This window comes from Mycobacterium shunyiense (assembly GCF_058270035.1).
Genome location: NZ_JBZDPT010000010.1, coordinates 46237 through 70855, shown reverse-complemented (window position 1 = coordinate 70855; position 24619 = coordinate 46237). Strand labels below are relative to the sequence as shown.

The following is a 24619-nucleotide window of genomic DNA, read 5'->3' as shown; positions in this document are numbered from 1 at the left end:
TTCGCCAACGAAGCACCGCGGATGCATTACCGCAGGCAACACCGGAAAAACGGCGGTGCAGCCCGAAAATTTTATTTGCCAAGGCAATTCATTGACGGCGACGGCAACAGGGCGTCGGGTCGAGCCTGCGGTACTCTGAGATTCGCGGGGAGAACTCTACAGCTTGGAGCATATCGAATATGTCCAAATTGACACCGAAATATGAAGAACTGCAGTCGATCTACGACATTTCCAACGAATTCTACGAACTCTTTCTAGGCCCGACCATGGGCTATACGTGCGGCTATTTCGAGCGCGAGGACATGACCGGCGACGAAGCCCAGATCGCCAAGTTCGATCTGGCACTCGGCAAACTGGGTCTGGAACCAGGGATGACGCTGCTCGACGTCGGCTGCGGCTGGGGTGCCGGCATGGCCCGCGCGATCGAGAAGTACGACGTCAACGTCATCGGCCTGACGTTGAGCGGTGAGCAACGCGAATACGCCATCGAGAAGCTCGCCAAGATTCCCACCGAGCGCAACGTCGAGGTCCGGCTCCAAGGTTGGGAAGAGTTCAACGACAAAGTTGACCGCATCGTATCGATCGGCGCATTCGAACATTTCGGATTCGAGCGGTATCCGGCGTTTTTCGAGACGGCCTATAACGCACTGCCCGACGACGGCATCATGTTGCTGCACAACATCACCGGATTCGACCTCCGGCAGGGCCAGAAACTCGGGCTTCACATGACGTTCGAAGATGCTCGGTTCGCGCGGTTCATCATGACCGAGATCTTCCCCGGCGGAAGGCTGCCCTCGGTGTCGATGGAGGAAGAGAAGGCCAAGGAAGCCGGCTTCACCGTGGCCAGGATTCATGAGATCGGTCCGCACTATGTCCGGACGCTCAAGATCTGGGCCGACGCGCTCGAGGCCCACAAGGACGAGGCCATCGCGATCCAGGGCCAAGAGGTTTACGACCGCTACGACAAGTACCTCAACGGCTGCCAGAAGTACTTCGCCTCCGGCCACATCAGCGTGCATCAGTTCACGCTGCAGAAGTAGTCACCGAAATTTCTTCGGTGGGCTGTCGGATCCCAGCACCCGCGTTCGTCGGATAGGTAGAGAGTGGAACAGAGGGTTCCCACTCGCTGACGCCGGGAGATGACGATGCACTACTTCGCTTTACTTATCAGCCAGGACGTGGAACTCGCCCCCGAACAGCGGGCCGAGGGCATGGCAGCCTTCCAGGCTTTTCACGCCAAGGCCGGGTCCGCGATCCGGGCGGGCGACGCACTGGATCGGGCGGCCACCGCCACCCGCATCACGGGCGGGCCGGACCACCCGACGGTCACCGACGGTCCGTACGCCGAGGGGGCCGAGGTGGCGTGCGGCTACTACGTGTTGGAGGCCGACAATCTCGACGAGGCCCTGGCGCTGGCCCGCGACATTCCGGTCGCACACTTCGGTGCGGTCGAAGTGTGGCCGATGGTCCACTGGCAGGCGCCCGAGCAGCCATTGGGCAACGATTGGCTGGCACTGCTGCTGGAGCGTCCCGAGGACGTCAACACGCCGGGCACCGAGGAGTGGAACCGGCAGGCCGGCCGGCATGTCGAACTCGCCAACACCATCGGCGACAAGACACTTGCCGGTGCGCCGCTGCAACCGCCGTCCACCGCGACGACCGTGCGCGTGCGTGACGGCGAGGTGACGCTCACCGACGGTCCGTACGCCGAGGGCGCCGAGGTCGCCAACGGCTTCTACGTGCTGCGTGCCTCCGATCGTGACGAGGCGGTCAAGCTGGCGTCGATGATTCCGGCGTCGGCCATCGAGGTGCGTCAGTTGTCGGCCGTCTCGGGCCTGTAGTCCTCGGTGACACCGCTGGACGGCGTCTTTCGGCGCGAGTGGGGCCCGGTGGTGGCCACCATCGCGCGTTGGTCGGGTGACCTCACCGTGGCCGAGGACGCCGTCCAGGAGGCCTGCGCACAGGCCGTGCAGACATGGCCTGCCGATGGTGTGCCCGCCAATCCCGGTGCATGGTTGACGACAGTGGCGCGCAATCGGGCCCTGGATCGTTTGCGACGTGAATCCGCCCGTGCCGGAAAGGAACTCGCAGCGGTGTACGAGCACGTGAGCGCGACCGACGGCGGGGGCGCCGAGCTGCAACCGGTGCGCGATGACGAGCTGCGGATGATGTTCACCTGCGCCCACCCCGCGCTGGACCGCAGCTCGCAGCTGGCCTTGACCCTGCGGCTGATCTCCGGTCTGACCGTCACTGAGATCGCCCGGGCCCTGCTGCAGTCCGAGGCCGCCGTGGGGCAACGAATCACCCGGGCCAAGAACAAGATTCGTCAAGCGAACATACCGTTGCGGGTGCCGCCGCCGGAGCTTCTGGGTGAGCGGACGCCGCACGTCCTCGGGTGTATCTATTCGGTGTTCACCGAGGGCTACTGGTCGACCGGCGGGCCCTCGGCCATCCGTGACGAGCTGTGCGATGAGGGTGTGCGGCTAGCGGGCGAACTCTGCTCGTTGATGCCGGGCAACCGCGACGCCCATGCGCTCGCCGCGCTTGTGCTGCTGCATGATTCACGCCGACGTACCCGAGTGGACGAGGACGGCGCGCTGATACCGCTGGATGAGCAGGACCGCAGCCACTGGGACTGTGGCCGCATCGCAAGGGGCCTGGAACAACTGCGTATGGCCGACGGTGCGGCCGGCACGTATCTTCCGCAGGCGGTGATCGCGGCACTGCATGCCACGGCGCCCACCTGGCAGCTCACCGACTGGGGCACCATCTGCCTGGCCTACGACCAATTGGCGGCGATGACCGACTCGCCAGTCGTGCGCGCCAATCGTGCAATGGCCGTGGGCTTTCGCGACGGGTTCGAAGCCGGACTGGCCGCACTCGACGAGGTCGCCGACGATCCACGACTGGCCCGGACGAATGCCGTGGCACCAATCCGGGCGGATCTACTGCGTCGTGCCGGCCACCTCGGCGAGGCTCAGCGCTGGTACCGCGTCGCACTTGACGGCGAAGGCGCGGCGTCCGAGCCGGCGCGGGCGTTCCTGCGTCGCCGCCTCGCCGAGTGCACCCCAGAAACGCCGAATGGCCAGTTATGACACGCGATTCAGAGAATCTTGTGCCGTAACTGGCCACTCGGACTTAAGGACTACGCCTCGGTGCCGATGGTCGGCTCCGCGAGCTACGCCTCGGTGAAGTTCCGGGTCACCGACGGGTCAACCGGGATACCCGGGCCCGTGGTGGTGGAGACGGTCACCTTCTTGAGGTAACGACCCTTCGAGGAGGACGGCTTGGCCCGCAGCACCTCGTCGAGGGCGGCGCCGTAGTTCTCGGCCAGCTTGGCCTCGTCGAAGGACGCCTTGCCGATCACGAAGTGCAGGTTGGCCTGCTTGTCGACGCGGAAGTTGATCTTGCCGCCCTTGATGTCGGCCACAGCCTTGGTGACATCGGGGGTGACGGTGCCGGTCTTGGGGTTCGGCATCAGACCGCGCGGGCCCAGCACGCGGGCGATCTTTCCGACCTTGGCCATCTGATCCGGGGTGGCGATCGCGGCGTCGAAGTCCAGGAAACCGCCCTGGATCTTCTCGATCAGGTCGTCGCTGCCGACGACGTCGGCGCCGGCGGCCAGTGCCTGCTCAGCCTTCTCGCCGACGGCGAACACGGCGACGCGGGCGGTCTTACCGGTGCCGTGCGGCAGGTTGACGGTGCCGCGGACCATCTGGTCAGCCTTGCGGGGGTCGACGCCGAGGCGGATGGCGACCTCGACGGTGGCGTCCTGCTTCTTGGAGGAGGTCTCCTTGGCCAGCTTCGCGGCCTCAAGCGGGCTGTAGAGCTTGTCCCGGTCGACCTTCTCCGCGGCTTCGCGATATGCCTTGCTGTTCTTGCTCATTGAAAATCCAATCGTGTTGCTGGAGTCGTGGTGCGGGCCGATGCCAGCCCTTCCACTCGGGTTGTGGAGCTAACCCGGTACTTACTCGACCGTGATGCCCATGGAGCGGGCGGTGCCGGCGATGATCTTCGACGCGGCGTCGATGTCGTTGGCGTTGAGATCGGCCTTCTTGGTCTCAGCGATCTCGCGCACCTGATCCCAGGTCACCTTGGCGACCTTGGTCTTGTGCGGCTCGCCCGAGCCCTTCTGCACACCGGCTGCCTTGAGCAGCAGCTTGGCGGCGGGCGGGGTCTTCAGTGCGAACGTGAAGCTGCGGTCCTCGTAGACGGTGATCTCCACGGGGATGACGTTTCCGCGCTGCGACTCGGTCGCGGCGTTGTACGCCTTGCAGAACTCCATGATGTTGACGCCGTGCTGGCCAAGCGCAGGACCGACCGGCGGGGCGGGGTTGGCCTGCCCGGCCTGGATCTGCAGCTTGATGAGCCCGGCGACCTTCTTCTTCGGGGCCATGCTTCTGGTGTTCCTTTACTTGCTCATCCAAGGGCGCGTAAACGCCCGTTGTTTCTAGCCGCTGTGGCGACTAAATCTTGGAGACCTGGTTGAAGGTCAGTTCGACCGGAGTCTCGCGGCCGAAGATGGAGACCAGCACCTTGAGCTTCTGCTGCTCGGCGTTGACCTCGCTGATGGAGGCGGGCAGCGTCGCGAACGGGCCGTCCATGACGGTGACGGACTCGCCGACCTCGAAATCGACCAGGATCTCGGGCCGTTCCAAGGTGGCCTCGGTGCTGGCACCGGGGGTGGCGGCGGCGCTGGACTTGGCGGGCTTCTTGGCTGCGCCCTGCGGCAGCAGGAACTTCACCACGTCGTTCAGCGACAGCGGGGACGGACGCGACGTGGCGCCGACGAAGCCGGTGACGCCGGGGGTGTTGCGCACCGCGCCCCACGACTCGTCGTTGAGCTCCATGCGGACCAGGATGTAGCCGGGCAGCACCTTGCGGTTGACCTGCTTGCGCTGGCCGTTCTTGATCTCGGTGACCTCTTCGGTGGGCACCTCGACCTGGAAGATGTAGTCGCCGACGTCCAGGTTCTGCACGCGGGTCTCGAGGTTGGCTTTCACCTTGTTCTCGTAACCGGCGTACGAGTGGATGACGTACCAGTCGCCGGGCTTGAGGCGCAGTTCCTTCTTGAGCGCGACTGCCGGGTCCTCGTCTTCGTCGACTTCGTCGACCGCGGGCGCCTCTTCGGCGGCTTCGTCGGCCGGAGCCTCTTCGGCCTCGTCGGCCGGGTCGGTCTCGTCGACCGAGTCGGCCGCTACAACCTCTTGGCCCTCAGCCGATTCATCGGTTTGCGACTCGACGCCGTCGACGTCAACGGTCTCGGCAACGGTCTCGTCGCCGTCGAACGTGGTCACGTTGTCAGTCCTCTCTCAAATTCCGGATCAGGTGCCGAACACGAGCGACACCAGCCGCGCCAGGCCCAGGTCGGCGCCGGAGATCAGCGCCACCATGAACACCAGGAAGACCAGCACCACCGAGGTGTAGCTGACCATCTGCTTGCGGTTCGGCCAGATCACCTTGCGGAGCTCGGCAACGACCTGCTTCAGGTAGTTGACGACGAACATGATCGGGTTGCGCGACGGCCCGGTCTTCTTGGCCTTCGCGTTCTTCTTGGCCTTCTTCGACTTACCGGAGTCGGCCTTGGCATCATCGCTCGACGCGTCGCCCTCGGCGGCGTCGTCACCGTCGGCCTCACCAGTTGCACCACGACGGCTCCGCTTGCCGGTCGGGCGCAGCGGCCGGGTCACCACCGCGGTCTGACCGTGCGAGGTGTCCGTTGCCCCGGTGTCGGTGCCGGTGTCGGTTCCAGTGTCGTCTGCGGAGCCGGCACCTTCGCGCTCGTCGCTCACCGCATGCCTTTCATCCTGGTTTGTATGTCCACCTTCCAGTGTCCACACGTTGTCGAGTATTCAGTTTGAGCAGGGGCGACAGGACTTGAACCTGCAACCTGCGGTTTTGGAGACCGCTGCTCTGCCAGTTGAGCTACGCCCCTCTGTTGGTGACTTTCTGGCGCTTTCGTCACCGTACTGCGCCGAGGCTTACACAATTCGCGCGCGGCCCGTTCGATGGTCAAGCCGACGGACAGCGCGCTGAAATGGGAAAAACCCCGAGTGCCGAGTGTACCCGGCAGGGGCCCGAGAAACTAATCGCGCCCCTGCTGACGACTACTCGCCGGCGGCCTTCCGCATGACCTTGCCGGTTTCCGGATCCCACTTGACCTGGATGGAGTCGTCGGCGTCGTGACCCATCATCGTGGTGATGGCTTCGAGGACCACCTCACCGTTGTCGTCGGTGCACACGTTGTGCGTGACGACGATGTCCGCGCCGAAGCGCTCCTCGACCGAGGCGACCTCCATGACGGCGTGCAGCTGATCGCCGGCCTTGAGCGGCTTGCGGTACAGGAATTTCTGGTCCACCTGGACGATCTGCTTGGTTTCCATGCCGATGTCGACGTTCTGGAAGAAGTGTTCCTGCACCAGCAGCGCCAGGGTGGAGGCGAAGGTCAGCGGTGCGACCAGGGTGTCGTGGCCGAGTTCGGCGGCGGCAGCCTCATCGTGGCTGGCCGGGTCCATGGCCTTGACGGCCTTGGCGTACTGGCGGATCTGCTCGCGGCCGATCAGGAAGGGATACGGATACTTCCAGACCATTCCCCGGATGTCAGCCTTGAGTGCCATGGCCCAGAACTCCTTACGCCAGTTTTGCGGTCGCTGTGGCCCGCCCGAAGATCTTCTTTCCGCCTGCGGTGGCCGAGATGGCGAGGGTGACCAGCTTCTGCTCGGGGTCGACGGACTTGACCCGTCCGTTGAAGACGATCTCGGCGCCCACACCGTCGTTGGGGACGGGCACCACCGCGGTGAAGCGGACGTTGTACTCGGTCACGGCAGCCGGGTCGCCGACCCAACCGGTGACGTAGCCGCCGCCGAGGCCCATGGTCAGCATGCCGTGGGCGATCGCGGTGTCGAGGCCGACCTGCTTGGCGATCTCGTCGTCCCAGTGGATCGGGTTGAGGTCACCGGACACACCGGCGTAGTTGACCAGGTCTCCACGGGTCAGCGGGATCACCCGCTCCGGAAGCGTGTCACCGACCTGAACTGAACTGAACTCGCGCAGCGCCATCAGTTAAAACCCTCTTCTCCGTCGCCCGCACGCCCGGCCAGGGTCGTGTAGGCCTCCTGGACCACGTCACCTTTGTCGTCGGTGATGATGTTCTTGGTCACGATGATGTCGGTGCCGTGCGCCTTGCGCACGGAATGCACGTACACGTCGCAGTACAGCTTGTCACCGGCCTTGACCGGCTTCAGGAACTTCAGCTCCTGATCGACCTGGACGATCTGGGCATCCTGGATGCCGATGTCGGCCCACTCGAAGAATGCCCACTGCGCCTGGTAACCGAAGATGCAGATGAAGGTCAGCGGCGCCGGCAGCGAGTCGTGGCCGATCTCTGCCGCGGCAGCCTCGTCGTGGAAGAACGCATCGTCGTTCTTGACCGCGATCGCATGCTCGCGGATCTTCTCGCGTCCGACTTCGTAATGCTCAGGATGCCGATAATGCATCCCGACGATGCTGGTCGAAAGAGCCACAGCGAATGGCTATCGCGACTCTTTGTGCGGCTGGTGGGTGCCGCAATTGGGGCAGAACTTCTTGATCTCGAGCCGGTCGGGATCGTTGCGGCGGTTCTTCTTGGTGATGTAGTTGCGGTGCTTGCACACCTCGCACGCCAAAGTGATCTTCGGCCGTACGTCGGTACTCGACGCCACGTCAGTTCTCCCTGCTCAAAATCACGCTCTGCTTTTGATGTTCCTGTAGCGGTGGGGAGGCTCGATCTCCCGACCTCACGATTATGAGTCGTGCGCTCTAACCAGCTGAGCTACACCGCCCCGGATGGTCCCAGGTGGGGCTCCACGTCCGGATACTCCCGCGTCGCTTCGCTCGCCTGGCGTCCACCGAGCCCCCTAACGGAATCGAACCGTTGACCTTTTCCTTACCATGGAAACGCTCTGCCGACTGAGCTAAGGGGGCTTGTCCCGCAGCGTTGCGGCTGCGGGGCCTTAAAGAGGGTACAACCTCCCCGGCAGCCAAACCAAACCGCAGGTCAGCGCGGCCGCCGGGGAGCTGTTTTGCCTGGTCGGTTAATCCAGAAGCCAATCGTTGGGCGCGAACAGCTCGCAGTGCACCCGCTCGTGGGCGATTCCCCGGTCGCTCAGCTGGGTGCGGACCGCCTCGACGAATCCGGCCCCGCCACACAGGTAGTACGCGGCGTCGGCGGGCAGATCGATCCCGTCGAGCTTGAGCAGTCCGGCGTGCACGCCGGCCGCCCCTCCGGTGACACCGTCCTCGTACCAGAGGTCGAGGCCGGCGTTGGGCAGTGCGCCGATCAGCTCGTGCTGGCGTTCGCGCATCGGTTGGCCGCTGTCGCTGCGGTCGGCGTGCAGGACCCGCACCTGGGTGTCGGGCGCCTCGGCTGCCAGGAACTCCAGGATGCCGACCATCGGGGTGATCCCGATACCCGCCGAGACCAGCACCAGAGGTCCGTCAGGTTTGCCGCCGGTGTACAGGTCGCCGAACGGCAGCGTGACGTCCAGCAGGTCGCCGATGCACAGGTTGGCCCGGATCCAGGACGACACCTCGCCGGCGGGCTGGTCTGCGACGGCGTCAACGGGCTTGACCGCAAACGTCAGATCGGTGGATCCCGGCGCGCCGACGAGGCTGTACTGGCGTAGCTGGCGGGCGCCGTCGGGCAGCGTGACGCCGACCGAAACGTATTGCCCGGCAATGAAGTTGACGGGTTCTGCGGCGCGGACCGTGACCAGCACGGCTCCGGACGGGTCGTCGACGCGGGAGACGACGCGCAACCGCCGGAAGACGTCACCGGGTTCCACGCCGGCACCGGCGTAGAGGTCACGCTCCAGGGCGATCAGAGTGTCGGCCATGATCCAGTAGACGCGGTCCCAGGCCTCGGCCACCTCGGGCGTCACGGTGTCGGCGCCCAGTACCTCGACGATCGCGGCGAAGAGGTTGTCGTGCACGATCGGGTACTGGTCGGCGGTGATGCCCAGCGAGGCGTGCTTGTGGCCGATCCGGGCCAGCAGTGCCGACGGGTGTGGCAGGTCGGGGTTCACCAGGTGGGTGGCGAACGTGGCGATGGACGCTGCCAACGCGCGCTGCTGGGCGCCCTGGGCCTGGTTGCCGCGGTTGAACAGGTTGCGCAGCAGCTCGGGGTGGTTGGCGAACAGCCGGCGGTAGAACTCCGAGGTGATCTCGTCGATGTGCGCGCCGATGAGAGGCAGTGTCGCGGAGACGATCTCGGCGTGCTTGGGCTCCAGTTCGTCGCGTACCGCAGACGGCTCGGGGCTGGTGACGGTCATCGGGGATTCCTTTCAGGGGTGGTGAGTTGCAGAACAATCGGTAGGCGGCTGTCAGCCGTCAGGTCTGTGACGGTGTATCGGTCGAGTTCGCGATAGAACGCCTCCTTTGCGTCGGCCAGCACCCGGCGTAGCCGGCAGGCTGCGATGAGCGGGCATGGGGAGTCCCCGCCGCATTCGATGACCTCGCGGTCCCCTTCGAGTTCGCGCACCAGCCAGCCGATCGAGGCATTGCGCCCGGCCTCGGTGAGCACCAGTCCCCCGACCCGGCCGCGCCGCGCGTGCACCATGCCGAGCTCGGACAACTTGGAGACGGCCTTGGCGACGTGATGCTCGGAGGCGTTGGCGCCCGAGGCGATGGTGCGGGTGGTGATGCGCCGGTCCTCGGTCTCTCCCGAGGACAGCAGCATCAGCGTGCGCAGTCCTAGGTCGGTGAACCGGGTGAGGTGCATACCGATGACGCTAGTAATTCCGCATTTTTGATGCGAGTTTTATCGGTGTGGGTTCAAACACGTCATGACGTGCGGTTTTTGGACCTGCGGGGATGCGCGAAGAAGGCGTTGCGGGGCACTAATACGCTGGACGCATGTCCGAGCCCAACACCCAAGACCGCTTGTACTTCCGGCAGTTGCTGTCGGGCCGCGACTACGCGGCCGGCGACCCGATCGCACAGCAGATGCGCAACTTCTCGTATCTGATCGGGGACCGCGAGACGGGCGACGCGGTCGTGGTCGACCCGGCCTACGCGGCCAACGATCTCGTCGACGCGCTCGAGGCCGACGACATGCGCCTCTCCGGCGTGCTCGTCACCCATCACCACCCGGACCACGTCGGCGGCACGATGGCGGGCTTCACCCTCAAGGGCCTCGCCGAACTGCTGGAACGCCAGAGTGTGCCGGTCCACGTCAACTCCCACGAGGCTGACTGGGTCTCCCAGGTCACCGGGATCGCACCGAGTGAGCTGACCTCGCACGTCCACGGCGACAAGGTTTCGGTCGGCGCGGTGGAGATCGAGCTACTCCATACTCCCGGCCATACGCCGGGCAGCCAGTGCTTCCTGGTGGACGGCCGACTGGTCGCCGGGGACACGTTGTTCCTCGACGGATGCGGTCGCACCGACTTTCCCGGCGGCAATGTCGACGACATGTTCCGCAGCCTGCAGGCGCTGGCCCAGCTGTCCGGAGACCCGACCGTCTTCCCGGGGCACTGGTACTCGGAAGAGCCGAGCGCCCCGCTCGATGAGGTCAAACGCAGCAACTACGTGTATCGCGCGTCGAACCTCGACCAATGGCGCATGTTGATGGGCGGCTGATGAATCGTTTCAGTGCGGCCAAGTACGGAATCCACTGAATTAACGATCACGAAACGGGGCAAACCCGCCCTCCGACGGTCCTCCTGCCACGGATTTCGTTGCACAAGCTGTTGCAACGGGAACTACGTACCGTTCTGCGCGATTCGAGTAGTGCAATACTCAGGACATCAGTCCGCAGACCCGGCAAAGTACTAGTCAGCATCAGTTGAGCAATAGTTGACAGTCCCGCCGGGGGTCGCCGTGAAGAACATCGTGCTGTGCTTCGACCACACAGATGAACATTCCGGGTTCCGTGACGCGTCGAATACCGAGATGCTGTTTCGGTTGCTGGACGGCACCGATCAGTTGACCTGGTATCACAGCGGCACAGCCACACGACAAGCCAGACGGATCGCGCCGGGCCGCCGGGGCGACCCGGCCAGCGAAGCCCGGGCCGCCATCGCCGAGGCCTATCACTTCCTCGGCGATGCGTGGGATCCCGGAGACCAGATCTTCGTGTTCGGCGGCGGCGAGGGCGGGCATCGCGCCGGTGAACTCGCCACCCTGCTCGGCACGGTCGGCTTGTTGCCGGCTCATTCCGATGACGTACTCGACTACGCGCTCGCCACCTATGTGCTGCCGCGCACGGCGCGCACGCCCCAGGACTGGCGACAGATCAGGGTGTTGGCGGCGCAGTTGTTCGGTGATCGCGATCCGGCCGTGCCCGTGCGGTTCGTCGGGCTGTGGAATGCCACGGCCACGCCCGGAACCAAGCGCCACATGGGCCCGCTGCCGACAGTGGAGTCCGGTCGGCACGCGGTGGCGGTCGACGGTGGTCGCCGGACGATGCGGTACTGCGAGAGCCTTGACGAGGTCTGGTTCCGGGGAACCCGCGACGACCTCATCGGCGGCACCGGAGCGTGCTGGCCGCTGGCGGACATCGCCCTGGACTGGATGTTGGACGGAGCCATCGGGGCGGGGCTGCGAGTTCATGACCACAGCGCCTGCCCCACCGATCTCGACGCGCTAGCCGGGACCGCGCCGGCGATCGGCCGGTGCCGGACGCCACTGGACGCCAAGGTGCACGCCAGTGTCGAGGTGTATCTGCGCTCGCACCCGCACTATTGGCGGCGATTGCCCGCGCGCATCGAATGGGCCGATATCGAGTGGCTGGCGCGTGGCGAGCGGTTGGTCCACACGCCGGTGACCGTGCCGGTGCAGCGCGACATCCTCACTGCCGTCGCCTCGTGAGGACGCTGGTTTGACCGAAGTTTGCTGAGCCGGACCGCTGCCCAGGGTGAATGTCCGTGATATACCCACTTGGTGGGGATCATCGATTCAGTCACGGACCGGGGGCGTGAGTTGGCTAGTTTCGAACCGGGTGCATGGACTGCGCTCGCAGCATGGGTGGCGATCGTCGTCATCGTCGTCGCGTTGATCTATGCGTGGCGGCAGTATCTGAAGGCCAGGGATCGGCGCGCCGAGCTGACCCAGCCGAACGTATCGATGTTCATGGAGCCGAGCAGTGCCGATTGGCACCTGGTGGAGCTGGTCGTCCGCAACTACGGCCAGCGCCCGGCGTACGGGTTGCGGTTCGAGTTCGCGAACCCTCCCACGGTCGGCAAGTACGAGAGCTCGTATGACGACAACTTCGTCGACATCGTGCCGTTGAACCTGCCCGCCGAGATCCCGTATCTGGCGCCGTCGCAGGAGTGGCGCATCGTGTGGGATTCGGCGCTGGACCGCAAGCAACTCGGTGAGGCGATTGCCTCACGCTTCGACGGGGCGGTCACCTATTACGACGAGCCGGGCTCAGCCGGCAAGCCCAGTGGCCGCAAGCTGCGCAACACCGCGGTGCTGGATTGGGCGACATTGCCGCCGGTGGACCGCATGGAACTGCTGACCACCCACGATCAGGCCCGGCGGGAGAAGCAGAAGCTGGAGTTGTTGCGCGGCGTGCTGACGTATTTCCAGTACGCAGCCAAGGAGACGGACGAGCAGAAGCTGCGTTCGGAGATCAACCGCATCAACGCCATGGGCGCCGAGATGCGCTCCCGCTGGCGCGATCGCTACGAGGCCGGCGACGACGATGACGATGATTACGACGATGACGATCCCGAGACCGATCTGATCAAGCCGGCGACGACCTCCGGCAGGCGTCACCGGGCCTGAACCCACTCGCTAGCATCAGTGCGATGAGCAGCCTGGTGAGCTACGAGCTCAACGATGCCGTGGCCACGATCACGATGGACGACGGCAAGGTCAACGCACTGTCACCTGCGATGCAGGCCGAGATCAACGCGGCGCTGGATCAGGCCGCCGCCGGTGCGGCTGCCGGCGAGGTGAAAGCCGTGGTGCTGGCGGGCAATTCGAAGGTGTTCAGCGGCGGGTTCGACCTGAGCGTGTTCTCGTCGGGCGACGTGGCGGCGACGCTGGGCATGCTCGCCGGTGGTTTCGAGTTGTCGGTGCGGTGCCTGAGTTTCCCGGTGCCGGTGATCATGGCCGCCACCGGTCACGCCATCGCGATGGGCTCGTTCCTGCTGCTGTCCGGTGATCATCGGGTCGGCGCCGTGACATCGCGGTGCCAGGCCAACGAGGTGAAGATCGGGATGACGCTGCCGATCGCGGCCATCGAGATCATGCGCATGCGCTTGACCCGCGCGGCCTTTCAGCGCGGGATCGCCATGGCGGCGGTGTTCACCGGTGACGCGGCGATCGCGGGCGGCTGGCTCGACGAGATCGTCGAGGCCGACGCGGTGCTGTCCCGCGCCCAGCAGGTGGCGGCCGAGGCCGCGGCGACCCTGCACACCGGCGCGCACGTGGCCAGCAAGCTCAAGGCCCGCGCCGAGGCCCTGACCGCGATTCGAGCGGGAATCGACGGCCTGGCGCAGGAATTCGCGGGGTAGCACGCTGGCGCCAGGGCCATCCGCTCACGTATGAAGCGCTGTGGCGATTCCGCGGCCGTTTTGCCGCCACAGCGCTACGCACGCGAGGCCCAAGCTTTGGCGATCCGGCCCAGAACGCTGGCCTCGCCCTCACGGGACGTGACCCGGATGACGGTCCACCCCATCTCGACCATCGCGTCGACCCGCATGATGTCTTTACGAATCTGCTCGGGATCGGAGTGATGAACGCCTTTCTATTCCAGGGCAATCCTCACCTCCGGCCAGGCCAGATCAACCTCACCGATCAGCGCGCCGTACTCGTTGCAGATCGGGTATTGCGTTTGCGGCCGTGGCCAGCCCGCGCGAATCACCAGTAGCCGCAACCATGTTTCCTGCGGCGACTCCGCCCCAGGGTCTACCAGCGCGACGATCGCGCGAGCTTGCTTGATACCTTTCCGGCCAGCGTGGCGTTCGATTGCCAGTTCGATGTCGGCCACGTTCAAGCGGGTGGCCCTCGCCAGTGCGTCGATCGCAGCGACAGCCGTGTCTTCGGGGAACTTGCAGGCCAGATCAACCGCGGTGCGGACCGGCGTGGTGAGGCGGATATCGCCGATCGAACAGATCTCGTCGTCATCGATCGTGTCTGCCCAGGTGACAATTCCTCGGGTCGGCCTGCGATTGTTGTTGTCGATGACGTAGGCCGGCAGGCTCGCGTCGATCCAACGAGCTCCATGAAACGCCGACGCGGAGTATCCGGCCAGGACTCCGTGGCCCCGTGACCGCAACCAGCAGGCCCGTGCGCGTAGTAGCGCGGTCGGTCTGGCGTCCCTAGCGACGTAGATGTCGCGATGGATGGCTCTGAATCGGGTTCGCAGTTCATGCCGCGTCAATGCTCCCGAGGCCAGCGCTTGGCTTCCGACGAATGGATCCCCCATGGGCGGAGTCTGCCGAGCCCTACCGACAGCTCACGTATGAAGCGCTGCGGCGATTTTCCGGCCCACTTCCCACCACAGCGCTACACACGCGGAGCCGCTCGCCACCTGCGCCGACCGCTCATCGACATTCGCTCCAAATATATCTATGTGCTATGCACATATAATGCCCCGCTACAACCAACTCGATGAGCTTCTGGTGCGCATCCACATCGTCCGGCAGCGCCCCGGTTGGCGGCGCCGGCTGATCGACGCGTCGGGCAGCGTGCCGTCCTTGTCGACACTGCGGGTGCTCCGTGCCGTCGAACAGCGGGAGAAGGCCGGGCAGAGCGCCTCGGTCGGCGAGGTCGCCGAATACATGGCCGTCGAGCACTCCACCGCCAGCCGCACCGTCGCCAATGTCGTCACCGCGGGCCTGCTCACCAAGACCCAAGACGCCGACGATCAGCGCCGCTGCGTCCTCACGCTCACCGAAGACGGCCGCAAGGCCCTGGCCGATGTCACCGAACGGCGCCGCGAGATGGTCGCCGAAACCGTGGCCGAATGGTCCGAGTCCGACGTCGACAAACTCGTCGACCTGTTGGAGCAGCTGGTCACCGATTTCGAGCGGGGAGTGAGCTCGTGACAGCCCAGACCACTGCCCGCCCGCAGCCGCGCGGCGCCCTGCGGCTGATGTTCGACCCGGTGTTCGGTGCCCTGTTCTGGGGCAAGATGTTCTCGGTCGTCGCGGTGTGGACGCACGGCATCGTCGCGGCCATCGTGATCTTCGACGCCACCGGCTCGGCGGTGATGGTGGGCATGGTCGGCGTCGCACAGTTCCTGCCGCAACTCATCCTGAGCCCGACCAGCGGCAAGTGGGCCGACATCGGCGACCCGGCCCGTCAGATCCTGTGGGGCCGGGTGTTGTGCATCATCGGCTCGGGCTCGACCGCACTCTGGCTGGCGCTGGACCCCGACCTGCAGGGCACCGCCGCGGCGATACCGGTGCTTGTGGGCTCCACCATGGTCGGCTTCGGGTTCGTCATCGGCGGCCCGGCCATGCAGTCGGTGGTGCCGAGCCTGATCCGCGACGGCGAGCTTGCGACGGCCATGGCGCTCAACAGCATTCCGATGACCATCGGCCGGATCTTGGGCCCGGCCATCGGTGCCTTCCTGGCCGCGCGGCTCGGTGCGGCGCCCGGCTTCGCGATCAGCGCGGGGCTGCACCTGGTGTTCGCCATCTTCCTGCTGCTGGTCACCTTCCCGGCCCGGCCGGAACGCAGCCCGCACGGCGACTATCGGGTGCGCGCGGCACTGGCGTACGTGTGGCGGGACCGCCCGCTGCTGCTGGCACTGCTGGCCGTGACGACGGTCGGGTTCGCCTCGGATCCCTCGATCACGCTCACCCCGTCGATGGCCGAGGATCTCGGCGGCAGCGCCCACCTGGTGGGTGCGCTCTCGGCGGCGTTCGGCGTCGGCGCGGCGCTCGGCATGGTGGTGCTGGCGTCGATGCGCGGACGGCTGGCCGCAGCCCGGGTTTCGGCAATCGGGCTGTGGCTGCTGGTGGCCGGCTGTGGGCTGCTCGCCGCGGGCACGGTCACGGCCTTGGCGCTGGCCGGTTTCGCGGTCGCGGGGCTGGGCTTCGGTTGGGCGATGACGGGCCTGAGCACCGTCGTGCAGGAGCGGGCCCCCGAGCAACTGCGGGGCCGCATCATGGCGCTGTGGCTCGTCGGCTTCCTCGGGTCGCGCCCGTTCGCGGCGGCGTTGTTGGGTGGCGCGGCCGACGTGTTCAGCGTGCGGGTGGCATTCGTCATCGCAGGTGCCATCACACTGGTCGTCGCGCTCGCGGCCCGTCCCGCCGCGCTGTCGGCACCAAACGCGGCAACACTCTGACCGGGTCTCCTATCGTGTCTTTCGATGGGACTGCATCTGCACCGGGCCGAGCGCACCGATCTGCTCGCCGACGGGCTGGCAGATCTGCTGTCGCACCCCCCGACTGACCCGTTCGCCCAGGAGCTGGTGCTGGTCCCGGCGAAGGGCGTGGAGCGCTGGCTGAGTCAGCGGCTGTCGAACCGGCTGGGGATATGCGCGGCGGTCGAGTTCCGCAACCCGCGTTCGCTGATCGCCGAGCTGACGGGAACGGCCGAGGACGATCCGTGGTCGGCCGACGCGATGGCCTGGCCGCTGCTGGCGGTCATCGACGACAATCTGGATCAGCCGTGGTGTGAGCCGGTGGCCACGCACCTCGGTCACTTCGAGACCGGCGACGAGTACGAGCTGCGTCAGGGCCGACGCTATGCGGTGGCCCGACGGTTGGCCGGGCTGTTCGCCTCGTATGCGCGGCAACGTCCGCAACTGCTGGTCGATTGGGCGGAATTGCCCGACGACCTGTCGTGGCAGAAACCGTTGTGGGAGGCGCTCGTCGAGCGGATCGACGCCGACCCGCCGCACATCCGGCACGCGAAAACCCTTGCCCAGCTCACCGAATCGCCCAGTGAACTGCCCGAGCGACTGTCCCTGTTCGGGCACACCCGGCTACCGGTCACCGAGATCGAGTTGCTCACCGCGCTGGCCACCCATCATGACCTGCACCTGTGGCTGCCGCATCCCAGCGATGACCTGTGGCGGTCACTGGCCGCACACACCGGCCCGCTCCCCCGCCGCGAGGACACCAGCCACCGCGATGTGGGCCACCCGCTGCTGGCCACCCTCGGCCGCGACCTGCGGGAACTGCAGCGTGGGCTGCCGATCCCGGACACCGACGAATATCTCAGGGGCACAGGGTATCCCGATACCGTGTTGGGTTGGCTGCAATCCGATATCGCCGCCAACGCGGTCCGGCCGGCCGGGCGGATGCCGCGGCTGAAGGACCACTCGATTCAGGTGCACAGCTGTCACGGCCCCGCCCGGCAGATCGAAGTGCTGCGTGAGGTGCTGCTAGGTCTGCTCGCCGACGACCCGACGCTGGAGCCGCGCGACATCCTGGTGATGTGCCCCGACATCGAGACCTATGCACCGTTGATCACGGCCGGGTTCGGGCTGGGCGATGTGGTGCGCGGCGCGCATCCGGCACACAAGCTGCGGGTGCGGTTGGCCGATCGCGCTCTGGTGCAGACGAATCCGCTGCTGTCGGTGGCGGCCTCCGTGCTGACCCTGGCCGGTGGGCGGGCCACCGCGAGCGAGGTGCTGAACCTGGCCGAGTCACCGCCGGTGCGCGCCCGGTTCGGATTCACCGACGACGATCTGGAGGCCATCACCGCCTGGGTGCGTGAGGCCAACATCCGGTGGGGTTTCGATCAGGAGCACCGCAGCCCCTACGGTGTCGAGTTCCTGCACAACACCTGGCGTTTCGGAATCGACCGGGTGCTGGCCGGGGTGGCGATGTCCGACGATTCGCGCGCCTGGCTGGGCACCACGCTGCCGCTCGACGACGTCAGCAGCAACCGGGTCGAGCTGGCGGGCCGGTTCGCCGATTTTGTCGACAAACTCAGTAAAGCTGTCCGTGATCTCAGCGGGGTCCGCCCCCTCGACGAGTGGTTGTCGGCGCTGGGAACCGGGATCGAGGAGCTGGCGTACTCCGACGAGGAGTGGCCCGCGGCCCAGGTGCAGCGTGAGTTCGCCGAGATCGGCGAGGCCGCCGGTGCGGGCGAGACACCGATGCGGCTCAGTGATGTTCGTGCGCTGCTGGATCGCCATCTGGCCGGACGGCCGACGCGGGCCAACTTCCGCACCGGCACCCTGACCGTGTGCACCATGGTGCCGATGCGCTCGGTGCCACACCGCGTGGTGTGCCTGGTCGGATTGGACGACGGGGTGTTTCCGCGCCTGGGTGCGGTCGACGGGGACGACGTGCTGGCCCGCGACCCGCGCACGGGTGAGCGCGACATCCGCTCGGAGGACCGCCAGCTACTGCTCGACGCGATCGGGGCGGCCACGGAGACGCTCGTGGTCACCTATACCGGCGCCAACGAATACTCCGGTCAGGCCCGGCCTCCTGCGGTGCCGCTGGCCGAGTTGCTCGACACGCTCAGGGTGACCGCCGAGCAGCCCGTGGAGGTGGTGACCACTCATCCGTTGCAGCCCTTCGACATTCGCAATGTCACCCCCGGCGCACTGCTGCCCGACGGGCCGTTCACCTTCGACCCCACCGCGCTCACCGCCGCGCAGGCCAGCGCGGGACAGCGGGCCGACCGGCCGGCATTCTTCGCCCACCAACTGCCCCCGCGGCCCACCGAGGATGTCGCGCTGGAAGATCTCGTCACGTTCTTCAAGGATCCGGTGAAGGGCTTCTTCCGGGCCCTGGAGTACACCCTGCCCTGGGATGTGGACGGGGTGTCGGATGTGATGCCGGTGGACATCGACGCCCTGGAGGAATGGACCGTCGGCGATCGCATGCTCGGCGACATCATGGGTGGCATGACCCCGGCCGATGCCCAGCAGGCCGAGTGGCGGCGCGGCACCCTGCCGCCCGGTCAGCTGGGCTGGCGCCGCGCGATCGCACTGCGTGATCGGTGTGCTCTGCTGGCCACCGATGCCCTGCGGTACCGCGACGCCGACCCGCAGGCCTATGACGTCGACATCGACCTGGGCACCGGGCGCCGGATCACCGGTACGGTCTCGCCGGTGTTCGGCGAGAGGCTGGTGTCGGTGACGTATTCCAAGCTCGACGGCAAGCATCTGCTGCAGTCCTGGATTCCGTTGCTGGCGTTGGCCGCCGGGCATCCCGACCGGGACTGGTCGGCCGTGTGCATCGGGCGGCCGCGGCGCGGCGACACCCCGCGCATCGAAGGGTTGGGCCGTCCGGACAATCCGGTCGAGCTGCTGGCCGATCTGGTTGCCATCTATGACGCGGGCCGCCGGGAGCCCCTACCCCTGCCCATCAAGACTTCCTATGCGTGGGCGGCCGCACGCCACGCCGGGGACGACCCGGAGCGTGAGGCCGGGTTCCGCTGGCGCAGCGGCAAATTCCCCGGTGAGGATGAGGCACCCGCTCATGTGCGCGCCTGGGGCCGGAGTGCGCCGTTGAGCCGCCTGGTGGGGCTGGGCGAGTACTCCGAGCGGTTGTGGCTGCCGCTCCTGCAGGCCGAGAGGTCCACCCGGTGAACGTCTTCGATCTGCTCGGCCCGCTGCCGCAAACCAACAGCACCACGGTGCTGGAGGCCAGCGCGGGAACCGGAAAGACCTTCGCGCTGGCCGGGCTGGTGACCCGCCTGGTAGCCGAGGGTGCGGCCACGCTGGATCAGATGCTGCTCATCACCTTCGGCCGGGCGGCCAGTCAGGAGTTGCGGGAGCGGGTGCGGGCCCAGATCGTCGACGCCCTGGCAGCGTTGGAGGATCCGTCACGCGCCGACAACGATCTGCTGCAGTATCTGGTCGCCGAGGACCAACAGGCCCGCGGGCAGCGGCTGCGCGACGCGCTGGCGGGTTTCGATGCCGCCACCATCGCGACCACGCACCAGTTCTGCCAGATCGTCCTGAAATCCCTCGGTGTGGCCGGGGACAGCGATTCGGGCGTGACCCTGGTCGAGAGTCTTGACGAGCTGGTGTGCGAGATCACCGACGATCTGTATCTCGCCCACTTCGGCGCTCAGCGGGATACCCCGGAACTCGGGTATGCCGAGGCGCTGCGGCTGGCCCGGGTGGTGGTGGCCAATCCGGCGACCGAACTGCGCCCGCTGGATCCCGAACCGGAGTCCCCGGCGGGCATTCGGGTGGCGTTCGCGCGGGCGGTGCTGGCGGAGTTGGAGATTCGTAAGCGCCGGCGCGGCGTGCTGGGTTACGACGATCTGCTGACCCGGTTGGCCGGGGCGTTGACCGCAGAGAACTCCGCAGCCAGGGTGCGGATGGCCCAGCGCTGGCCGATCGTGATGGTCGACGAGTTCCAGGACACCGACCCGGTGCAGTGGCAGGTGATCGAGCGGGCGTTCTCCGGGCGGTCCACCCTGATCTTGATCGGTGACCCCAAGCAGGCGATCTACGCGTTCCGCGGCGGCGACATCGACACCTATCTGCGGGCCGCGGCGACTGCGGGCGACAAGCAGACGCTGGGCACCAACTGGCGCAGCGACAGCGTGCTGGTCGACCGGCTACAGGCAGTGCTGCGCGGTGCCGAACTCGGCGGGCCGGACATCGTGGTGCATGACGTACAGGCACACCATCAGGGGCACCGGCTGGCCGGGGCGCCGTACAACGATCCCTTCCGGCTTCGGGTGGTGACGCGGAACCGCACGGGTACCAAGGTGATTCCGATCGCCGACCTGCGCCGCCACATCGGTAGGGATCTGGCCGCCGACATCGGCACGTTGCTGAACAGCGATGCCACCTTCTGCGACAGGCCGCTGCAGGCGGGCGACATCGCGGTGATCGTCGAGACCCACAAGGACGCCCGCGCCTGCCACACCGCACTGCTCGACGCCGGTATCCCCGCGGTCTACACCGGCGATTCGGACGTGTTCAACTCCGAGGCAGCCGAGGACTGGCTGTATCTGCTGGAGGCATTCGATCAGCCGCACCGACCCGGGCTGGTGCGGGCCGCGGCCGCCACGATGTTCTTCGGAGAGACCGCGGAAACCCTTGCCGCGGGCGGTGATGCGTTGACCGACCGGGTCGCCGACACGCTGCGCACCTGGGCCGGCCATGCCCGCGAGCGGGGCGTCGCGGCGATCTTCGAGGCCGCGCAGCTGGCGGGCATGGGCAGGCGGGTGCTGTCCTGGCAGGGCGGGGAACGGCTGATGACCGACCTGGCCCACATGACCCAGTTGCTCGGCGACACCGCCCACCGCGAGGGCTTCGGGCTGGCCGCGCTGCGGGACTGGCTGCGGACCCAACGCGGCGAGGGCGGCGGCGCCTCCGAGCGCAACCGCCGCCTGGACAGTGACGCGGCCGCGGTGCAGATCATGACGGTGTGGGTGAGCAAGGGCCTGCAGTTCCCGATCGTGTACCTGCCGTTCGCATTCAATCGGTATGTACCGGAACCGGATCTGATCCTGTTCCATGACGAGGGGGTGCGTTGTCTGCAGATCGGCGGTCCCGACCCGGCGGTGACCCGCGCGGGCCGGGCCGAGGCCGCTGCTGACGACAGCCGGCTGACCTATGTGGCGATGACGCGGGCCCAGTCGCAGGTGGTGGCCTGGTGGGCACCGTCGAATGACGAGCCGAACGGTGGCCTGTCGCGGCTGCTGCGCGGGCGCGCCCCCGGGCAGGCCGCGGTGCCCGACCGGTGCGCACCGGCCAGGGTCTCCGATGACGATGCACTGGCCCGGCTGCGGGCCTGGGAGGCCGCGGGTGGTCCGGTGTTGGAGGAGTCGGTGATCGGCGCGATCATTCCGGTACCGGTCCATGCGATACCAGATGATCTGGCGGCGCGGCATTTTCACCGCTCCATCGACACGGCGTGGCGGCGGACGTCGTATTCGGGGTTGCTGCGGGCGGCCGAGGATGGCGAACACGCCGGGGTGTCCAGTGAGCCCGAGGTTGTCGAGCTCGACGACGAGTCGACCGATATCACCGTCGTGGCCCCCGCCCAGGGCGCCGACGTGCCCTCGCCCATGGCCGCACTGCCGACGGGAGCCGCGTTCGGCTCGCTCGTGCACGCGGTGTTGGAGACCGCCGACCCGCTGGCGGTGGATCTGACAGGCGAGCTGCACACCGAGGTGCGACGGCACGCGGCCCGCTGGCCGGTCGAGGTGGACGCCGACGAGCTGGCCGCCGCCCTGCTGCCGATGCATGACACCCCGCTGGGACCGTTGGCGCCGGGGATGACGCTGCGCCAGATCGGGTTGGCGGACCGGTTGTGCGAGTTGGACTTCGAGTTCCCGATGGCCGGTGGCGATCTGCGCGGCGGCGAGTTCGCGCGGTTGGCCGAAATCGGGGCCCTGCTCGACGAGCATCTGCCTGCCGACGATCCCCTGGCCGTCTATGCCGAGCGGTTGTCGACCGGGCTGCTGGGCCGTCAGCCGTTGCGCGGCTACCTGTCCGGTTCGGTGGATGTGGTGCTGCGGATCGGTCAGCGTTTCGTGATCGTCGACTACAAGACCAACTGGCTGGGCACCGGTGACGCGCCACTCACTGCCGCCGATTACGGGCGGGATCGGATGGTCGAGGCCATGCTGCACTCGGACTATCCGTTGCAGGCGTTGCTGTACAGCGTTGTGCTGCACCGGTTCCTGAGGTGGCGACTACCCGGCTACGACCCGGCCACACATCTGGGTGGGGTGCTGTATCTGTTCGTGCGCGGGATGTGCGGGGCGCAGACGCCCGTGGTCGACGGGCACCCGGCCGGGGTGTTCAGCTGGGAACCGCCCGCCAAGTTGGTCATCGCGATGTCGGAGCTACTGGACGAGGGAGCCCGGTGATGTTGGACGCGTTCGCCGAGATCCTGGAACCCGCCGATGTGCAGGTGGCCCGACGGTTGAGCACGCTGGCGGAGGAAACCGATCCGCGGGTCGAACTCGCTCTGGCCCTGGCGGTCCGGGCGCTGCGCGGCGGCTCGGTGTGCGTGGACCTGCGTTCGGTGGCCGAGCAGACCCAGCTGCCCGATCTACCGTGGCCACCGGTCGACGAGTGGCTTGCGGCCGTGACGGACAGCCCGCTGCTGGGTGCTCCCCCGGTGCTGCGATTGTTCGGGGATCTGCTGTATCTCGACCGGTACTGGTTGGAGGAGCAGCAGGTGTGCGACGACGTGCTGGGCCTGGTCGCCACCAAGCCGGGTGGCCTGGCGCCCGACGTGGCGCGGTTGTTCCCACCGGGTTTCGAGGAGCAGCGGGCCGCGGCGAAAGTAGCGTTGTCGCAGGGACTGACGGTGCTCACAGGCGGGCCGGGTACCGGCAAGACGACCACGGTGGCGCGGTTGTTGGCGCTGTTGGCCGAACAGGCCGCGCTGGCCGGCCGGCCGTCGCTGCGGATCGCGCTGGCCGCGCCCACCGGTAAGGCCGCGGCCCGGTTGCAGGAGGCGGTCCAGCTCGAGGTGAACCGGCTCGATGCAGTGGACCGCGAGCGGATTTCGGGCCTGCAGGCCACCACGCTGCACCGGCTGTTGGGGTCGCGCCCGGACACGTCGTCACGGTTCCGCCATCACCGGGCAAATCGGTTGCCGCACGACGTGATCGTCGTCGACGAGACGTCGATGGTGTCGCTGACCATGATGGCCCGGTTGTTGGAGGCGGTCCGGCCGCAAACCCGGCTGCTGCTGGTCGGTGACCCCGATCAGCTCGCCTCGGTGGAAGCCGGGGCGGTGTTGGCCGATCTGGTCGACGGGCTGGGATCGCGTGGGGTCGCGGCGCTGCAAACCTCGCACCGGTTCGGTGAGTCGATCGGTGCGCTGGCCACAGCAATCCGGGCCGGTGACGCCTCCGGCGCCGTCGAGGTGCTGGCGGCCGGCGGCGAGCACGTCGAGTGGGTGTCCGCGGACACGCGTGAACGGCTGCGGGAAGTGCTTGTGCCACATGCACTTGCCCTGCGCCAGGCGGCGATCCTCGGGGACGACGGTGCGGCACTGGAGATTCTCGACGAGCATCGGCTGTTGTGCGCGCACCGGCACGGCCCGTTCGGTGTCACGCATTGGAACCGCCAGGTGCAGCGGTGGCTGGCCGAGGCGACCGGAGAACCCACCTGGGCGTCGTGGTACGTGGGGCGCCCAATCCTGGTGACGGCCAACGATTATGGGCTCAAGCTCTACAACGGCGACACCGGTGTCACCGTGGCCACCCCGGACGGGCTGCGCGCCGTGGTCGGTGGGACCGTCGGCGGGTCAGCCTCATTCGCCACCGGCCGGCTCACCGAGGTGGAGACCATGCACGCCATGACGATCCACAAGTCCCAGGGCAGCCAGGCCGACGAGGTGACCGTGCTGCTACCGCCGGAGGACTCCCGGCTGTTGACCAGGGAGTTGTTCTATACCGCCGTAACCCGGGCCAAGACGCGAGTGCGGGTGGTGGGTTCCGAAGCGGAGATCCGCGCGGCTATCGCCCGGCAGGCAGTCCGTGCGACCGGCCTGCGAAAGCGGCTGAAGCTCTAAACGGCACGCCCGGCGAAAAATGCGCCGGAAATGAGACCGATCACGAGTGCCAGGGTGGGAAGACCCATGGCCACTGCCACTACGACGCCGGCGACGCAACCGATGCCGAGCACCAGCAGAAGTACACCAACAAATGCTCCAAACATGGAACGCCCTTTCCTATGACAGCGATCACAATGTACATCGCCCGTGGGCTGAATCACATACAGATG

22 protein-coding genes, 3 tRNA genes and 1 pseudogene are annotated in these 24619 nt (G+C 66.9%); 12 read left to right on the top strand and 14 right to left on the bottom strand.

The window, feature by feature from the left end; genetic code table 11:
* Positions 1–179 precede the first annotated feature (179 nt).
* The 3 genes from AC4ELS_RS08690 (at position 180) to AC4ELS_RS08680 (ending at position 3095) form a co-directional block, all read left to right on the top strand.
* A complete protein-coding gene (locus tag AC4ELS_RS08690) occupies positions 180–1040 on the top strand; it encodes a cyclopropane mycolic acid synthase family methyltransferase (RefSeq protein WP_064886342.1) in 861 nt (286 codons plus the stop codon).
* A 105-nt stretch (positions 1041–1145) separates the two neighbouring features.
* A complete protein-coding gene (locus AC4ELS_RS08685) occupies positions 1146–1841 on the top strand; it encodes a YciI family protein (protein WP_448448198.1) in 696 nt (231 codons plus the stop codon).
* A gap of 6 nt (positions 1842–1847) precedes the next feature.
* Entirely contained in the window at positions 1848–3095 is a 1248-nt protein-coding gene (locus AC4ELS_RS08680; RefSeq protein WP_499046794.1) for an RNA polymerase sigma factor, read from the top strand.
* 83 nt (positions 3096–3178) lie between these two features.
* Here AC4ELS_RS08680 and rplA read toward each other — a convergent pair whose 3' ends face one another.
* From rplA to AC4ELS_RS08615, 13 genes are all read right to left on the bottom strand, one after another.
* Entirely contained in the window at positions 3179–3886 is a 708-nt protein-coding gene (gene rplA, locus AC4ELS_RS08675; RefSeq protein WP_064886344.1) for a 50S ribosomal protein L1, read from the bottom strand.
* An 81-nt stretch (positions 3887–3967) separates the two neighbouring features.
* Positions 3968–4396, bottom strand: coding sequence for a 50S ribosomal protein L11 (gene rplK / locus AC4ELS_RS08670; protein ID WP_003881829.1), 429 nt, complete (start codon positions 4394–4396; stop codon positions 3968–3970).
* A gap of 70 nt (positions 4397–4466) precedes the next feature.
* Entirely contained in the window at positions 4467–5297 is an 831-nt protein-coding gene (gene nusG, locus AC4ELS_RS08665) for a transcription termination/antitermination protein NusG (RefSeq protein WP_463790930.1), read from the bottom strand.
* A 27-nt stretch (positions 5298–5324) separates the two neighbouring features.
* The gene (secE, locus tag AC4ELS_RS08660) at positions 5325–5792 is read right to left on the bottom strand and encodes a preprotein translocase subunit SecE (RefSeq protein WP_064886346.1); all 468 of its coding nucleotides are present in this window, start codon (positions 5790–5792) and stop codon (positions 5325–5327) included.
* A 70-nt stretch (positions 5793–5862) separates the two neighbouring features.
* Positions 5863–5935 (bottom strand) — tRNA-Trp (locus tag AC4ELS_RS08655).
* 172 nt (positions 5936–6107) lie between these two features.
* Complete coding sequence (gene hadC / locus AC4ELS_RS08650; protein WP_064886347.1) at positions 6108–6617, bottom strand: (3R)-hydroxyacyl-ACP dehydratase subunit HadC; 510 nt, start codon at positions 6615–6617, stop codon at positions 6108–6110.
* A gap of 13 nt (positions 6618–6630) precedes the next feature.
* Positions 6631–7059, bottom strand: coding sequence for a (3R)-hydroxyacyl-ACP dehydratase subunit HadB (hadB, locus tag AC4ELS_RS08645; RefSeq protein ID WP_055110091.1), 429 nt, complete (start codon positions 7057–7059; stop codon positions 6631–6633).
* Complete coding sequence (hadA, locus tag AC4ELS_RS08640) at positions 7059–7523, bottom strand: (3R)-hydroxyacyl-ACP dehydratase subunit HadA (protein ID WP_064886348.1); 465 nt, start codon at positions 7521–7523, stop codon at positions 7059–7061. The genes hadB and hadA overlap by 1 nt, the downstream gene beginning before the upstream one ends.
* A gap of 9 nt (positions 7524–7532) precedes the next feature.
* The gene (gene rpmG, locus AC4ELS_RS08635) at positions 7533–7700 is read right to left on the bottom strand and encodes a 50S ribosomal protein L33 (RefSeq protein WP_003881823.1); all 168 of its coding nucleotides are present in this window, start codon (positions 7698–7700) and stop codon (positions 7533–7535) included.
* A gap of 46 nt (positions 7701–7746) precedes the next feature.
* Positions 7747–7820 (bottom strand) — tRNA-Met (locus AC4ELS_RS08630).
* A 69-nt stretch (positions 7821–7889) separates the two neighbouring features.
* A tRNA-Thr gene (locus AC4ELS_RS08625) sits at positions 7890–7962 on the bottom strand.
* A gap of 110 nt (positions 7963–8072) precedes the next feature.
* Positions 8073–9308, bottom strand: coding sequence for a globin domain-containing protein (locus AC4ELS_RS08620; protein WP_448448195.1), 1236 nt, complete (start codon positions 9306–9308; stop codon positions 8073–8075).
* Positions 9305–9757: an RrF2 family transcriptional regulator gene (locus AC4ELS_RS08615; protein WP_064886350.1), complete on the bottom strand. Its 453-nt coding sequence runs from the start codon at positions 9755–9757 to the stop codon at positions 9305–9307. The genes AC4ELS_RS08620 and AC4ELS_RS08615 overlap by 4 nt, the downstream gene beginning before the upstream one ends.
* Before the next feature lie 134 nt (positions 9758–9891).
* On the opposite strand from AC4ELS_RS08615, the gene AC4ELS_RS08610 reads away from it, so the two are divergent.
* The 4 genes from AC4ELS_RS08610 to AC4ELS_RS08595 all read left to right on the top strand — a co-directional run bounded on the left by AC4ELS_RS08610 (position 9892) and on the right by AC4ELS_RS08595 (position 13502).
* The gene (locus AC4ELS_RS08610; protein WP_499046791.1) at positions 9892–10617 is read left to right on the top strand and encodes an MBL fold metallo-hydrolase; all 726 of its coding nucleotides are present in this window, start codon (positions 9892–9894) and stop codon (positions 10615–10617) included.
* A gap of 240 nt (positions 10618–10857) precedes the next feature.
* Complete coding sequence (locus tag AC4ELS_RS08605; protein ID WP_498885607.1) at positions 10858–11847, top strand: T6SS phospholipase effector Tle1-like catalytic domain-containing protein; 990 nt, start codon at positions 10858–10860, stop codon at positions 11845–11847.
* Between the two features lie 72 nt (positions 11848–11919).
* Positions 11920–12768, top strand: a complete 849-nt coding sequence (locus AC4ELS_RS08600) for a DUF8453 domain-containing protein (RefSeq protein ID WP_064959265.1) — start codon at positions 11920–11922, stop codon at positions 12766–12768.
* 23 nt (positions 12769–12791) lie between these two features.
* Positions 12792–13502, top strand: coding sequence for a crotonase/enoyl-CoA hydratase family protein (locus AC4ELS_RS08595; RefSeq protein WP_448448193.1), 711 nt, complete (start codon positions 12792–12794; stop codon positions 13500–13502).
* Between the two features lie 74 nt (positions 13503–13576).
* On the opposite strand, the pseudogene AC4ELS_RS08590 reads toward AC4ELS_RS08595, so the two are convergent.
* A pseudogene (locus AC4ELS_RS08590) lies at positions 13577–14416 on the bottom strand (hypothetical protein).
* A gap of 163 nt (positions 14417–14579) precedes the next feature.
* Here AC4ELS_RS08590 and AC4ELS_RS08585 point away from each other — a divergent pair.
* Genes AC4ELS_RS08585 through recD form a run of 5 tightly spaced genes read left to right on the top strand, consistent with a single transcriptional unit; the run spans position 14580 to position 24407 of the window.
* On the top strand, positions 14580–15038 hold the full coding sequence (locus tag AC4ELS_RS08585) for a MarR family winged helix-turn-helix transcriptional regulator (protein WP_082941832.1): 459 nt from the start codon (positions 14580–14582) through the stop codon (positions 15036–15038).
* Positions 15035–16285 carry an MFS transporter gene (locus AC4ELS_RS08580; RefSeq protein WP_463790933.1) on the top strand — a complete coding sequence of 417 codons (1251 nt, stop codon included), beginning with the start codon at positions 15035–15037 and terminating at the stop codon, positions 16283–16285. The genes AC4ELS_RS08585 and AC4ELS_RS08580 overlap by 4 nt, the downstream gene beginning before the upstream one ends.
* A 24-nt stretch (positions 16286–16309) precedes the next feature.
* Positions 16310–19495: an exodeoxyribonuclease V subunit gamma gene (gene recC / locus AC4ELS_RS08575; protein WP_499046787.1), complete on the top strand. Its 3186-nt coding sequence runs from the start codon at positions 16310–16312 to the stop codon at positions 19493–19495.
* On the top strand, positions 19492–22746 hold the full coding sequence (gene recB / locus AC4ELS_RS08570; protein WP_499046785.1) for an exodeoxyribonuclease V subunit beta: 3255 nt from the start codon (positions 19492–19494) through the stop codon (positions 22744–22746). Before recC ends, recB begins: the two co-directional genes overlap by 4 nt.
* Positions 22746–24407: an exodeoxyribonuclease V subunit alpha gene (gene recD / locus AC4ELS_RS08565; protein ID WP_499046783.1), complete on the top strand. Its 1662-nt coding sequence runs from the start codon at positions 22746–22748 to the stop codon at positions 24405–24407. Before recB ends, recD begins: the two co-directional genes overlap by 1 nt.
* The last annotated feature ends 212 nt before the right edge of the window (positions 24408–24619 follow it).

Excerpts from the sequence above, each read along its gene's own strand:
- AC4ELS_RS08690 (WP_064886342.1), top strand. The coding sequence starts at position 180 with ATGTCCAAATTGACACCGAAATATGAAGAACTGCAGTCGATCTACGAC.
- AC4ELS_RS08685 (WP_448448198.1), top strand. The coding sequence starts at position 1,146 with ATGCACTACTTCGCTTTACTTATCAGCCAGGACGTGGAACTCGCCCCC.
- rplA (WP_064886344.1), bottom strand. The coding sequence starts at position 3,886 with ATGAGCAAGAACAGCAAGGCATATCGCGAAGCCGCGGAGAAGGTCGAC.
- rplK (WP_003881829.1), bottom strand. The coding sequence starts at position 4,396 with ATGGCCCCGAAGAAGAAGGTCGCCGGGCTCATCAAGCTGCAGATCCAG.
- hadC (WP_064886347.1), bottom strand. The coding sequence starts at position 6,617 with ATGGCACTCAAGGCTGACATCCGGGGAATGGTCTGGAAGTATCCGTAT.
- hadB (WP_055110091.1), bottom strand. The coding sequence starts at position 7,059 with ATGGCGCTGCGCGAGTTCAGTTCAGTTCAGGTCGGTGACACGCTTCCG.
- AC4ELS_RS08620 (WP_448448195.1), bottom strand. The coding sequence starts at position 9,308 with ATGACCGTCACCAGCCCCGAGCCGTCTGCGGTACGCGACGAACTGGAG.
- AC4ELS_RS08615 (WP_064886350.1), bottom strand. The coding sequence starts at position 9,757 with ATGCACCTCACCCGGTTCACCGACCTAGGACTGCGCACGCTGATGCTG.
- AC4ELS_RS08610 (WP_499046791.1), top strand. The coding sequence starts at position 9,892 with ATGTCCGAGCCCAACACCCAAGACCGCTTGTACTTCCGGCAGTTGCTG.
- AC4ELS_RS08595 (WP_448448193.1), top strand. The coding sequence starts at position 12,792 with ATGAGCAGCCTGGTGAGCTACGAGCTCAACGATGCCGTGGCCACGATC.
- AC4ELS_RS08585 (WP_082941832.1), top strand. The coding sequence starts at position 14,580 with ATGCCCCGCTACAACCAACTCGATGAGCTTCTGGTGCGCATCCACATC.
- recC (WP_499046787.1), top strand. The coding sequence starts at position 16,310 with ATGGGACTGCATCTGCACCGGGCCGAGCGCACCGATCTGCTCGCCGAC.
- recD (WP_499046783.1), top strand. The coding sequence starts at position 22,746 with ATGTTGGACGCGTTCGCCGAGATCCTGGAACCCGCCGATGTGCAGGTG.